This is a genomic window from Veillonella sp. R32 (assembly GCF_010093125.1).
Taxonomy (GTDB): Bacteria; Bacillota; Negativicutes; order Veillonellales; family Veillonellaceae; genus Veillonella_A.
Genome location: NZ_NMZQ01000026.1, coordinates 55,847 through 68,431, shown reverse-complemented (window position 1 = coordinate 68,431; position 12,585 = coordinate 55,847). Strand labels below are relative to the sequence as shown.

General features: G+C 42.4%; 13 protein-coding genes. 1 reads left to right on the top strand and 12 read right to left on the bottom strand.

Annotated elements, in window-relative coordinates; genetic code table 11:
- Nucleotides 1-8 precede the first annotated feature (8 nt).
- The 9 genes from VER_RS06595 to VER_RS06555 form a co-directional block, all read right to left on the bottom strand.
- The gene (locus tag VER_RS06595) at nucleotides 9-1,076 is read right to left on the bottom strand and encodes a P-loop NTPase (protein ID WP_162100070.1); all 1,068 of its coding nucleotides are present in this window, start codon (nucleotides 1,074-1,076) and stop codon (nucleotides 9-11) included.
- 34 nt (nucleotides 1,077-1,110) lie between these two features.
- Entirely contained in the window at nucleotides 1,111-3,093 is a 1,983-nt protein-coding gene (gene mrdA / locus VER_RS06590) for a penicillin-binding protein 2 (RefSeq protein ID WP_162100069.1), read from the bottom strand.
- 23 nt (nucleotides 3,094-3,116) lie between these two features.
- Nucleotides 3,117-3,608: a rod shape-determining protein MreD gene (mreD, locus tag VER_RS06585; RefSeq protein ID WP_162100068.1), complete on the bottom strand. Its 492-nt coding sequence runs from the start codon at nucleotides 3,606-3,608 to the stop codon at nucleotides 3,117-3,119.
- Entirely contained in the window at nucleotides 3,605-4,522 is a 918-nt protein-coding gene (gene mreC / locus VER_RS06580; protein WP_162100067.1) for a rod shape-determining protein MreC, read from the bottom strand. Before mreC ends, mreD begins: the two co-directional genes overlap by 4 nt.
- Nucleotides 4,522-5,559, bottom strand: coding sequence for a rod shape-determining protein (locus VER_RS06575; protein WP_162100066.1), 1,038 nt, complete (start codon nucleotides 5,557-5,559; stop codon nucleotides 4,522-4,524). The genes mreC and VER_RS06575 overlap by 1 nt, the downstream gene beginning before the upstream one ends.
- 85 nt (nucleotides 5,560-5,644) lie before the next feature.
- Nucleotides 5,645-6,331, bottom strand: a complete 687-nt coding sequence (radC, locus tag VER_RS06570) for a DNA repair protein RadC (protein WP_162100109.1) — start codon at nucleotides 6,329-6,331, stop codon at nucleotides 5,645-5,647.
- Nucleotides 6,332-6,369: 38 nt separating this feature from the next.
- Nucleotides 6,370-6,957: a nucleoside triphosphate pyrophosphatase gene (locus tag VER_RS06565; RefSeq protein ID WP_162100065.1), complete on the bottom strand. Its 588-nt coding sequence runs from the start codon at nucleotides 6,955-6,957 to the stop codon at nucleotides 6,370-6,372.
- A 97-nt stretch (nucleotides 6,958-7,054) separates the two neighbouring features.
- Complete coding sequence (locus VER_RS06560) at nucleotides 7,055-8,269, bottom strand: acetate/propionate family kinase (RefSeq protein WP_115311004.1); 1,215 nt, start codon at nucleotides 8,267-8,269, stop codon at nucleotides 7,055-7,057.
- 3 nt (nucleotides 8,270-8,272) lie between these two features.
- Complete coding sequence (locus tag VER_RS06555; protein ID WP_162100064.1) at nucleotides 8,273-8,833, bottom strand: hypothetical protein; 561 nt, start codon at nucleotides 8,831-8,833, stop codon at nucleotides 8,273-8,275.
- Nucleotides 8,834-9,146: 313 nt separating this feature from the next.
- Between VER_RS06555 and VER_RS06550 the strand changes: the two genes are divergently transcribed.
- Nucleotides 9,147-10,388 carry a nucleotidyltransferase family protein gene (locus VER_RS06550; RefSeq protein ID WP_162100063.1) on the top strand — a complete coding sequence of 414 codons (1,242 nt, stop codon included), beginning with the start codon at nucleotides 9,147-9,149 and terminating at the stop codon, nucleotides 10,386-10,388.
- A 178-nt stretch (nucleotides 10,389-10,566) separates the two neighbouring features.
- Here VER_RS06550 and pyrR read toward each other — a convergent pair whose 3' ends face one another.
- Genes pyrR through lspA form a run of 3 tightly spaced genes read right to left on the bottom strand, consistent with a single transcriptional unit; the run spans nucleotide 10,567 to nucleotide 12,506 of the window.
- Entirely contained in the window at nucleotides 10,567-11,088 is a 522-nt protein-coding gene (gene pyrR / locus VER_RS06545) for a bifunctional pyr operon transcriptional regulator/uracil phosphoribosyltransferase PyrR (protein ID WP_162100062.1), read from the bottom strand.
- 10 nt (nucleotides 11,089-11,098) lie between these two features.
- Nucleotides 11,099-12,040: an RluA family pseudouridine synthase gene (locus tag VER_RS06540; protein WP_162100108.1), complete on the bottom strand. Its 942-nt coding sequence runs from the start codon at nucleotides 12,038-12,040 to the stop codon at nucleotides 11,099-11,101.
- A gap of 7 nt (nucleotides 12,041-12,047) precedes the next feature.
- Nucleotides 12,048-12,506 (bottom strand): signal peptidase II, encoded by a 459-nt coding sequence (gene lspA / locus VER_RS06535; RefSeq protein ID WP_162100061.1) that lies wholly within the window; start codon nucleotides 12,504-12,506, stop codon nucleotides 12,048-12,050.
- Nucleotides 12,507-12,585: the final 79 nt, after the last annotated feature.

Below are 12,585 nucleotides of genomic sequence, written 5' to 3'. Positions count from 1 at the left end.
TATACCTCCTAGCGTAAACGTCCACCACGAGTCCAAAAGCTCGTGAAACGACGTTTTAAGAGGGACCCAAAGCTTAATTTCTTAGGCGGTTCCTCTATTGGTTGTTCTTCCGTTTTAACTACTTCATCGACTGCTTCCAACGTGTCTTCCTCAGTGGCTACCTTAGCCGCGGTCACCCCTGGTTCAGCCACTGCCACCTCACTGTCAGCGGTAGTAGCGGTAACCTTAGTATTGACACTACTAGAAAGGTTCGATTCCCCTTCACTCACTGAAGTCTTATCGATTTCAGAATCACTGTCATCAGTTTCATCGTCCGTGTTAGCAGCCACTAAGGTATTCCAACGAGTCAACACGTCCTCTTCTGCCCAAGCCGTATCAGACTCGATATAATCTAAGAGCGGATCCATCATCGTATCTATGGCCCCATCGCATTCTTCATGAAGCACCCCGGCTTGTGACCAGGTCAAAATATTAGTACTATGAGGTAAAATTGTCCCTATATTTTCAACTTGTAAACTTTGCAAAGCTTCTTCGACAGGTACAGCCGCTTCACTACGCCCTACATTATTCAAGACCAAACCATAGTTAAATAGTCGTTCTTCATGACAAAGTTGCATCACTCGTTGCACAGCCCGCAAGGATACCCACATAGGTTCAGCTACTAATAATAATTGTTCGACCACTCTAAAAATAGCCTCGTTGCCACGACCAATGCCGGCTGGGGCATCAATAATGACATAATCATAGGATTTTGCTATTTTTTTAATTAATTTACCATAGCCTTTACGACCTACATCTTCCCAACGACGACTTTGAGTAGCCGGTAAAAAATCAAATCCTGCCCGCAAAGGTAAAATAGCATTATCTTTATTACAACGTTCTTTCCAAATGTCTATGGCATCAAAGAAAATATCATTTTCCTTGCCTAACACTAAGTCAAGATCGCGCATCCCAAAATCCGCATCGGTAATCAATACACGATGGCCTCGACGATTTAAAGCCGCTCCCATATAAGCGGTTAACGTAGTCTTACCAACGCCACCCTTACCTGACATAATGGCTATAATTTTTCCCATAGCAACTCCTTTCTCCTCAGGTTACTAAAGCCGCTTACGGTGCTTTAGGCCCTGTAACGGTATCCTCTGTTGTATTGGTCATATTATTAGTACTATTAGTCGTATCTCCAGTCGTAGCACTGCTACCTTGACCAGTAGTAGCAGCCCCATTAGTAGTAGCCGTATTGCCGCCATTAACAGCCGTATTAACTGCATTGCCAGCTGGCGTTTTACCTTCATCAATATGGAAATATTCAGCTAATACATCTTTTACGATTGGCCCAGCCGAACCAGCACCAAAACTGCCTTGTTCTACCAGTGCCACCACTACAATGCGTGGTTTATCGTATGGCGCATAGGCTACAAACCAACCATGGTCACGGCCCGTCGCATTTTCAGCAGTCCCTGTTTTACCAGCAATTTCAATAGGCCAGCCTTTAAATAAAGAACCGGCTGTACCGCCTTCAGCCGTTACGTCACGCAAGGCATTGCGAATTAAATCCATCACTGTTTTGGAGACTTGTAACACCCCAATTTTCTTAGGACCAAAAATTTCAGCAGGCGTACCATCACTATTATCAATGCGACTAACTACATAAGGTTGATAACGAATACCACCATTAGCCACCTCTGACATGAGTACAGCCATTTGAATCGGCGTTACCAACGTAAAGGACTGTCCAATCGCGGCATCAAAGGTTTCCCCTAAATACCAATCTTGGTCAAACACTTTCCGTTTATATTCAGGACTTGCTAAATTACCACTAGATTCGCCATATAACTTAATCCCAGTCTTTTCACCAAGACCAAATAATTTAGCAAACCGATCTAATTCTTCAATGCCTACGCGATTGCCCATTTCATAAAAATACACGTTATCTGATTTAGCCAACGCTGTATTAAAATCTAACCAACCTAAGGCTTCACCTTCCGCATTACGCTTATCAATCAACCAGTGGCGGCCACTATCAAAGATCATTTCATTCGGCGTTACTTTCTTTAACTCTAAAGCCGCTGCGCCAGTAACAATCTTAAACGGTGAACCAGGCGGATATTCCCCGGAAATAACTTTATTATCAAAAGGATGATTAGGATCAGTATTCAACTGATTCCATTGCGCCGAGGTAATGCCACGAGCAAACCAGTTAGGATTAAAGCCAGGCGCACTCACCATAGCTAACACGGCCCCTGTATTCGGATCCATAGCTACCACGGCAGCACCGCGAGCTGGTATGCCTTGAGAACGCAACGAAGCTAACTGATCCGCCACGGCTTTTTCAGCGGCTTTTTGTAACGGTAAATCAATTGTTAAATGAATGTCACGACCAGGAATGGTATCTTTACGCCCCACTTCCGCTACAGGCCGGCCAGTGGCATCTACTTCCACTTGCTTGCCCCCGTCAATACCACGCAACACATCATCATACATCTTTTCCAGACCAGACCGACCTAAAATCGTCCCTGGCCCTACCGTCGTTTCAGGATCTTCCGTCTTAATTTCATTTAATTCATCCTCACTCACTTCACCCACATACCCAAAGAGTTGCGAAGCTAAGGAATCATAAGGATAATACCGAAGTGGCTCTACTTCAATAGACACACCTGGCAATTCATGACGATGTTCTTCAATCATAGTCACGCGGTCCATAGTAATATCCGTAGCCAAACGAATCGGTTCATAGCCGCCTTTATGGGCGGCAATCTTACTTTGAATCGTTTCCGGCTTAATATTTAACATCGTAGCCAAACGCTGTAATTCAGCTGGGTCAATATCTTTGCCAGTGGGAACAATCGATACGGTATACGCTGGTCGTGAACCAGCTACAATTTGCCCATTTCGATCGTACATAACCCCACGAGCAGCCGTTACCGATACCATGCGCAAACGGTTACCTTCCGCCTTGGTGTGATAATATTCCCCATCCATAATTTGCAGATAAAATAGGCGAATGACTAAAATGACAAAAATCGCCATAATTATATATGCTAAGGCATCAAAACGGCCTTTTTTATTCTTTTTATATAATGCTTCAAGCACGCCGATGCCTCCTTATCCGTATACTACCAAATGTATTCATCCTTCTCTTCCATATTCCAGAGAATCTCATGAATCATAATACCTAATAGACCATTTAGCCACCATACGGGCCAAATGTGATGCCAAATATAGGTGCCTATCAAAATATCTTCCCTTCCTAACCAGAGCATGCCTATGCGCACTAGCATGTCAACCACAGTAGCTACTGACACCCACGCAAAGGTTACGTACCATTGTTCCTCATACACGCTATGGGACCAAAAGCTAACAATATAAGCTACTGCAATATAAGGGAAAAAGTGCAAACCAAAGGCATTAGAGATTAATATATCATGTACTAAGCCACCTACTATAGCGGCCATTAAACCAATGCGCCGACCTTTAAGCAAAGATAAGACAATAACCCACACTAAAATGAGATTAGGTAGCCACCCTTGTCTAAAAAGTACTGGCAATACATCAGCTTGAATAAGAAACGTAAAAATCCCCATGAGTATATAAATCATAGTCCTCATTGTTTCGTCGCTCCTTTGACCCCTTCCACTTGGTCACGTTGAGTCTGTGGCACTAATTTAGGGGTTAAGCTTGGTTTATCCAATTCCCCTTCACGGGAACGAAGGATAACAAATACTTCTTCTACATTGCGCAAATCAGCGGACAACTGAACAACTGCATTTTTCACAAACCCTTCGGAGTCATTGTCAATGCGGGCTACATGACCTACTAATAGACCTTTCGGATAAATACCACCATACCCAGAGGTAATAAGTGTATCCCCCGTTAAGACGTCACCATCGCGCGCTACATTTACCAATAAAGGCTCATCCGGATTGCTCCCGTTACCTTTCACAATAGAAGCTACGCGCGACTCAGGACGCTGTACAATAACCCCAATAGCAGTCCGCGGGTCAAGTATAGTCTGTACCCGTGCCGAATGGGTGTACACGTCACTAATAAAGCCCACTACACCGCCAGGAATGACCACTGCCATATTTGGCTCAATGCCTTCTTCGCTGCCACGATCAATAGTAAAGGTATTGGTCCACGTCCCTACATCACGAGTTACCACCGCAGCGGCCATCATATCAAACTGCGGATGACTATTCTGAAACGATAATAACTGACGCAGACGCATATTTTCAGCCACCACTTCATCATAAGTGGTTACTTTTTGCTGTAATTGTGCATTTTCTTCACGAATAGCATCCATTTCTTTCGTGCCATTAATAGCTGTATCTAAAACAGCAATACCGGTGTGAATATTCCCTAAAAAACGGGAAGCGCCATAAGTAAATGGCGTTGTAATACGTTCAAACGGTACGGTTACATAGGGAATACTCGTGCGTTGCTTCCAAGCGTAGCCTAAAAGGGCCAAAAACGCACAGCAAAGCCCTACAATAACGATTAACCGTCGTTCTGATGAAAACATTAGGCCCTTCCTTTCCGATTCTTCGAAGCAATAATAAACCGTTCCATACGGGCAAATTCCTTAGACGCTTGGCCTAGCCCAACGGCTACAGCAAAACCAGGCTCTGGCGGCACTTGTACAGGAATGCCCAATTCTTCACTTAAACGTTGCCCTAGGCCTTCCATAAGGGCCGTCGCACCAGTGAGAACCATACCTCGCTCCATAATATCTGCGGCTAATTCCGGTGGTGTTTGTTCCACTACCGCTTTAATCTCATCGACAATACGTTGCAAAGTTTCTTGCATCACTTGATATACTTCCGATTTACGAATTATAATTCGTTTCATAAGGCCATTAGCAATATCACGACCTAAAAAGGATAATTCTGCCTCTTCTTGTGGCGGTAAGGCTGTACCCAATTCTAATTTGATTTCCTCTACCGTTTCTACGGCTACCATAACAGAAAAGGTATTTTTAATATATTGTAAAATACTTTCATTGAAATCATGACCACCAATGCGGGCTGAATGGGCAATTACCTTGCCACCTAAGGACATAACGCCAATATCGGTCGTACCGCCACCAATATCAACAGCCATGCTACCACAGGCTTCAAACACAGGCAAATGACAGCCTAAAGCAGCTGCCACAGGAGCTTCTACTAAATACGCTTCCCGCGCTCCTGCTTGAATAATAGCGTCCGTCATGGCTCGTTTTTCCACATCCGTAATCCCACAAGGTACAGCCATAATAACTCGTGTACGGCCTACTGTGCGGGAGGCTTTATTCATAAAATGTCGCAACATCGTTAACATCACTCGATAATCAACAATGAAGCCATCTCTTAAAGGCCGCATTTCATCGAGCATATCAGGGGTACGCAATAACAACCGTTCCGCATCAGCCCCTACTGCAACAATACCTTCTTGTTTAGTATCGGTGGCAACTAAGGACGGTTCTGATAAAACCACACCCCGTCCTTGCACGTGAATATGCGTATTAACCGTGCCTATATCTATACCTAAGTCTCGCCCTAAGGACGAAAATATACGAATCATTTGTTTAGTCTCCTTACTTAACTCATCTTTTAATTATACTATTGCCAGTAAGGATAAATCAACCAACGGAGTCTGAGTTATTCCATTATAATAACCCTTTTTCACAAAGGCTAGTATAAACGCCATCACCAATAATAATGTGATCTAATACGGGAATTCCCATGACCAAACCAGCTTCCATAAAAACTTTAGTAATATGGACATCTTCTTTACTTGGCGTACAATCGCCAGAAGGATGATTGTGAATTAAAATTAAACTTGCCGCATTGGCCTGTAAAGCTTGGCGGAACACAGTGCGCTGCTCGGCCAAACTTCCAGTAAGCCCACCAATGGAAATGGTATCAATGGTAATTAATTTATTCTTGCAATTCAAAAAAGCGGCACACACATGCTCTTCCTTTTCATATCGCAACCGTTCCATCACATACGTAGCCACCGCTGTCGGATTACTAAAATCTTCATACCGTTGCTTTACTTTCAATTGCCCTAACCGTCGTCCTAATTCAATGGCTGCACATACCGTCACGGCCTTATCACGGCCAATTCCTTTAATGGCTTGTAACCCTTGTACCGTTATTTCATTGAGCCCATAGGCACCATGTTGAACTGAATTTAAAACTTCTCGTGCTAAGTCTAAGACCGACAAACCTCGCCGCCCTGTACGCAATAAAATCGCTAGTAACTCTTCCGTACTCACATTATGTGGCCCTAATTTTAAAAACTTTTCCCTTGGTTGTTGCCACGGTTGCCACTCCCGCACACAACTTGTCATGACTTGTTTCACTATAACCCCTTCTCCCTTACAAAATCTTAACGGCTACCGTCTTTTAATTTACGAGCTACTACCTCAACAGGGAGCCCCACTACATTAGTATACGACCCTTCAATGCCCTTTACTAAATAGGCCCCTTTACCTTGAATCCCATAAGCCCCCGCCTTATCCATAGGTTCACCCGTAGCCACATACGCTTCTATGTCAGCTTCTGTTAAGTCAAAGAAATACACCTTCGTGCACACATGAAATACACTCTGCCCCAATAAGTCACCATTACTATCATAGTGACAAAGAGCTACCCCAGTCACAACTTCATGATAATCACCAGCTAACTCACCCAGCATCGCCTTAGCGCCCTCTACATCATGGGGTTTACCTAACTTATGACCTTTATGCACTACAATGGTATCAGCCCCCAGCACAGTATGAGCATTGCCCTTTGCTTCGGTTGGCAAAACAGCGGCTAACGCTTTGCCTAAGGCTTGTTGTTCCACTAATTCATAGGGTGATTCATATTGTTCATTATGCTCTTCGTAGGTACTCTTTACTACTGTAAACGGAATACCCAATTGATCTAACAATTCCCGTCGACGTGGTGAACCAGATGCTAAATATAATATCATCGTTTATTCTTACCCCCTATCATATGATAAACTACAACGCGCAGTACCCCCAAAGGTACTGCGCGTCTTAATTATATGTCGTTTACACGAATTTGTATTACCAGTTTTTCATTACAAGGCTAGCTGTAATACGTTTTGTATCACGAGCAATCATAATTTCTTCGTTAGTAGGAACTACGAAGATTTTTACTTTAGAGCCTTCTACGCTGATTTCAGTTTCTTTACCACGTACGTTGTTGCGTTCACGGTCAAGACGAGTGCCAAGATATTCAAGGCCATTACAGATAGCATCGCGGTTACCAATACCATTTTCACCGATACCAGCAGTAAATACGATAGCATCTACACCGCCCATAACAGCTGCATACGCACCAATTGTGGAACGAACTTTGTAGTGGAACATATCAAGCGCTAATTGAGCACGTTTGTTGCCTTCTTCAGCAGCTTCTTCAATAACACGGAAGTCATTGGATACGCCAGAAATACCAAGTACGCCAGATTTTTTATTCATAATAGCGTCGATTTCATGGTAAGTCATATCCCATTTATCCATCAAGAAAGGTACGATAGCAGGATCAATGTCGCCACAACGAGTACCCATGATTAAGCCGGATAATGGTGTGAAGCCCATGGATGTGTCAATAGAACGACCCGCTTTAATAGCGGCCACACTAGAACCATTACCAAGGTGACAAGAAATAATGCGCAAGTCACTCATGTGTTTACCCATTAATTCAGCTACACGTTGAGATACATATTTATGGCTAGTACCGTGGAAACCATAACGACGAACACCTAATTCAGTATATGCTTCGTAAGGCAAACCATAAAGGAAAGCTTCCGCTGGCATTGTCTGATGGAATGCAGTGTCGAATACAGCAACTTGTGGAACATTTGGCATAATAGCTTCACAAGCTTCGATACCTTGAATATTTGGTGGGTTATGAAGAGGTGCAATTTTAGCACATTCCTGTAACGCTTCCATAACAGCTGGTGTAATTAATACGGAGTCAGCAAACTTTTCAGCACCATGAACCACACGATGACCTACAGCGTCGATTTCGTCCATAGAAGCAATAACGCCATATTCAGCATCAATTAAGATATCAAGCAAAATTTTAAGTGCTTGTTTGTGGTCCAAAATTGGTTCTACCCGTTCTAATTTTTCAGCATCAGGACGTTTATGAGTGAAGATAGCATCTTCAGCACCGATTTTTTCAAATTGTCCTTTAGCTAATACCGCTTCTTTGTCCATGTCAATAAGCTGGTATTTTAAGGAAGAACTACCACAGTTTACTACTAAAACATTCATTACTTATCCCTCTTTCTTAGTAATTTGAATTTTGCCTACCACAAGGTCAGAAATCTGAGCACCCATAGTGCTATCGATTGGGTACTGATAGGTTATATTCCACAATACACCCTTATCTACAAACGTGTATTGAAAGAAACGAATCTTTGCTTTGTCAGACATTAGCGTTGCATCAGCTGTAAACGCTGAAACGCCATCAACCGTCTTCGTAGCCTCAGACCAAGTTAGGCTTTTTCCAAAGCTTTTTTCAAAAAATTGCTTAGCTTCCGCTCCATACGCTTGCGCTGTTGGTAACGGCTGCCCCACTTTCGGCGTAACCGCTTCAATGGATACTAAAAAATTCTTATCCGCTCCTAAGTAAGTAGTCACTGGATAGCCAAGCGCATTTTGTATCGTATTAGGTTGCACCCCAATATCATAGGGAAGGGCTACCGTAATCTCTGAAGCACCGGCTTTAATCACTTTGTGACCAAAACTATAGGAATCTAATGCATTATCACTGCCACAGCCGCTCATAACGAGAACCATAAGAGCCATAAGACATACAGTGAACCATTTCTTCATACTATCCCTCGATTCAGTTTGTCTGTACAAGTAATCACGTACGCTTAAATTATACCATTCTTTCTCAATCCTTGCACCTCTCTTTTTACACATATTCACTATTAATTTTACACATAATAATACAAAATCAATGGTCCCTCGCTGGACAACAGTTATTATATGCTATAATAAGCATACAATAACTTGTAAATACAATGTTTTGACATTTACATCTTCAACAACACATGTCTTATAACTTATAACTTATAACCTATTCCCTAAGTCACATTCACTATAACCTATTCTTAAGACACATCATTTAAAGGAGATTCCTATGAACTGTATCGGCATCGTAGCTGAATATAATCCCTTTCACATCGGCCACGCCCATCAATTGCAACAACTACGCCAAGCACATCCAGATGCTCTAATCATCATTGCTATGAGTGGCTCCTTTGTGCAACGTGGTGAACCAGCCATCTTTAATAAATTCATTCGAGCCCGCTGGGCGCTCCTCAATGGGGCTGATGCAGTTATTGAACTACCTACCATCTATGCTACGGCTAATGCGGAGCGCTTTGCAGCTGGTGCCATTCGCCTCTTAGCCGCTGTTGGCGTCAATGCGATTTCCTTTGGTAGTGAAACCACTGATCTAAAAGCTTTACAACAACTAGCCCAACTAAGTGAATCTCCCATAGTGCAAGACCATTGTCAAAAGTTACTAAAAAAAGGGCTTTTCTATGGCGCCGCCTTACGCCAAGCCTTAGCGCTGGAAGCACCTCAATTAGAAGCCCTATTACAGCAACCTAATGCCCTTTTAGGCATTGAGTATATACGAACTAACCAAGCCTATAACTTACATCTCAACTTATATCCGGTGAAGCGCGAGGGGCAACACCATAGTCAAGATCTCACTAGCCCTTGGCCATCTGGTTCTGCTTTGCGCAACTATTTATATAATAGCTATCCTCAAAACAGGCTAACGAATACGACTCACCCCTTAACATCTTTTGTGCCCGCCACACTCCTACCGGCCTATGAAAGCCTCTTAAATCACAACGAATTAGTCAATCCTAGTCGCTATCAGGATTATATTCTGTACGAAAGTCGTCAACACACGGCCAAGCAACTACAAAGGCTTTGTGATTTTAAAGAAGGCCTAGAAAATCGTTGGATCAAAGCAAGCCAAGCCCCTACCTGGCACGAAGCTCGTGAAATGTTAAAATCCAAACGCTATTCCTATGCTCGTTTGCAACGCATGGCGTGCTATACAGTCCTTGCTATTTCGCAACACTTGCAAGACATGGCCCATCAGCACGGTCCTTCTTATGCGCGCTTATTAGGTTTCACGGAAAAGGCCCGACCTTGGTTACAGCAAAAGAATTTTACAATTCCTATGGTACAAAAGTGGGCTCCTTTCCTAAAAGAAACCCAAGGTTTAGCCAAAGACCTAGCTATACTAGATATGCGGGCTACCGATATACAGCAACTATGTATGGAAGCACCCCAAGCACGCCAAGGTGGCCTAGATTATACCTTCACCCCTTGGTATATTCCCGAAAATAAAAAAGAATAAAAAAGAAAGAACCTCACTCTACAAACGGCATTGGCTCAAACGTACAAAATACGTAACAACCAAGCCCTTATATAGATGAGGTTCTTTTCTTCTATAAAAGACTATTACAGAAAAAGCTATCAAAAAGACTATTAAAGAAAAGACTATCAAAGAAGCCTTTGGGATTATCGAACAAAACTTATTGTGAGATAGTCACACTGTCTTCCCCATCTTGTTCTTTTACATTAACACGCACTGTTTCCATATGAGACGTAGGAATATTTTTTCCCACATAATCGGCCCGAATCGGTAATTCACGATGACCACGATCCACTAATACAGCTAATTGAATAGCCCGTGGGCGTCCTACTTCCATAAGCGCATTCAAAGCAGACCGAATGGTTCGCCCCGTATATAACACATCATCCACTAAAATAACTAATTTCCCCGTTGTATCTATTGTAAACGGCGGTCCTTCTTTCCCTTTAGTCGAACGATCATCACGATACATAGCTACATTAATGGTGGCTACTTCAATATGCACGCCTTCAATGGCTTCAATTTGAGCCTGCAACCGCTGAGCTAAATAAATCCCACGCCGCTCAATACCCAAAATCAACGCATTCTCTAACCCTTTATTTCGTTCTAATATTTCATGACTAATGCGACGAATGGCACGCATCATAGCTTGCTCATCCATAAGAATCCGTTTTTCTTCCATAGCTAGCTCCTTATACATTATGAGTTTTGGCATACTCAAGACAAGCTAAAAAGTCTTCTGGCAAAGGTGCCTCAAAATGTAAAGCCTTACCCGTAATAGGATGTTTTACATCTAAACTATAAGAATGCAAAGCTTGTCCTTCAATAGGAAACTCCATTTTACGATACCCATAAAATGGATCATTTACCACAGGATGACCAATATGAGCAAAATGAACACGAATTTGATGCGTTCGCCCTGTTTCAAGCACACATTCTACTAAAGTATGTTTGCCATACCGTTCTAGCACTTTGAAATGAGTGACCGCTTCTTTACTATTTTCAAATACAACGGCCATCTTCATCCGGTCTTTCGGATGACGCCCAATAGGTGCTTTAATCGTGCCCCGTTCTTCTACGATATTCCCCTGTACTAACGCATAATATGTACGTGTAGCCGAATGCACTTTTACTTGTTCAGCAAGACCAATATGAGCCAAATCATTCTTAGCAGCCATCATAACACCCGACGTATCCTTATCTAAGCGGTGTACAATGCCTGGTCGGATTTCACCATTAATTCCCGATAAATCCTTACAGTGAAATAATAAAGCATTAACCAAAGTGCCCGTATAATTTCCTACCGCAGGGTGTACCACCATGCCACGAGGTTTGTTAACAATAATAATATCATGATCTTCAAATAAAATATCCAAAGGAATATCTTCTGGCTTTACTTCCACAGCCTGTGGTTTAGGCACAGCAACCGTAATATTAGCGCCACCGGTTAATTTTAAATTGCTTTTCCCTACTTTATGATTAACAGTAACAGCACCACTTTTAATTAATTGCTGTACATAGCTACGAGAACCTTCCATAAGGGCAGTTAAAAATATATCTAACCGTTCTCCTTCTTTTTCTGCCGGTACCACCACGGTAATGGTCTTACCTGGTTCAAAATGAACATTTGTCATTGTTTCATTATCCATTGTGCTTCCCTCCCTGTGGTGAACGCCATACATGTATTGCTAATAAAGCAACACCTACACAAATACCAATATCTGCCACATTAAAAATAGGCCAAATTCTAAAATCAAAGAAATCAACTACCGCCCCTATGTGATAGCGGTCCCACGCATTGCCTAAGGCTCCACTAACAAGTAAGGTAGTGCCTAACTTAGTAAACACATCTCCAGTGCGAATGTATTGTCTAAAATACCACAGTACAGCCAATAATACCATGACTATACATAAAAAAAATAGCCGTTGATTAGCCAATATGCCAAAAGCAGCGCCCTTATTCAATATATACGTCAAATGAAATACATTAGGAATCAAAGGAATCGATTGACCTAAGGTCATCCCTTCCTGCACCCAAAGTTTGGTCACTTGATCAATTACTAGCCATATAATTCCAATCACTACATATACAATTGCCATCTATTATTCTCATCCTTTTTTATAGTTTATTATTTTATTATAAGGCTAAACAGGGAAACAAGGCAAATAAAAAAAGCCC

Excerpts from the sequence above, each read along its gene's own strand:
- VER_RS06575 (WP_162100066.1), bottom strand. The coding sequence starts at position 5,559 with ATGATTCGTATATTTTCGTCCTTAGGGCGAGACTTAGGTATAGATATA.
- mreC (WP_162100067.1), bottom strand. The coding sequence starts at position 4,522 with ATGTTTTCATCAGAACGACGGTTAATCGTTATTGTAGGGCTTTGCTGT.
- VER_RS06550 (WP_162100063.1), top strand. The coding sequence starts at position 9,147 with ATGAACTGTATCGGCATCGTAGCTGAATATAATCCCTTTCACATCGGC.
- pyrR (WP_162100062.1), bottom strand. The coding sequence starts at position 11,088 with ATGGAAGAAAAACGGATTCTTATGGATGAGCAAGCTATGATGCGTGCC.
- VER_RS06540 (WP_162100108.1), bottom strand. The coding sequence starts at position 12,040 with ATGACAAATGTTCATTTTGAACCAGGTAAGACCATTACCGTGGTGGTA.
- VER_RS06565 (WP_162100065.1), bottom strand. The coding sequence starts at position 6,957 with ATGATATTATATTTAGCATCTGGTTCACCACGTCGACGGGAATTGTTA.
- radC (WP_162100109.1), bottom strand. The coding sequence starts at position 6,331 with ATGACAAGTTGTGTGCGGGAGTGGCAACCGTGGCAACAACCAAGGGAA.
- lspA (WP_162100061.1), bottom strand. The coding sequence starts at position 12,506 with ATGGCAATTGTATATGTAGTGATTGGAATTATATGGCTAGTAATTGAT.
- VER_RS06560 (WP_115311004.1), bottom strand. The coding sequence starts at position 8,269 with ATGAATGTTTTAGTAGTAAACTGTGGTAGTTCTTCCTTAAAATACCAG.
- VER_RS06555 (WP_162100064.1), bottom strand. The coding sequence starts at position 8,833 with ATGAAGAAATGGTTCACTGTATGTCTTATGGCTCTTATGGTTCTCGTT.
- VER_RS06595 (WP_162100070.1), bottom strand. The coding sequence starts at position 1,076 with ATGGGAAAAATTATAGCCATTATGTCAGGTAAGGGTGGCGTTGGTAAG.
- mreD (WP_162100068.1), bottom strand. The coding sequence starts at position 3,608 with ATGAGGACTATGATTTATATACTCATGGGGATTTTTACGTTTCTTATT.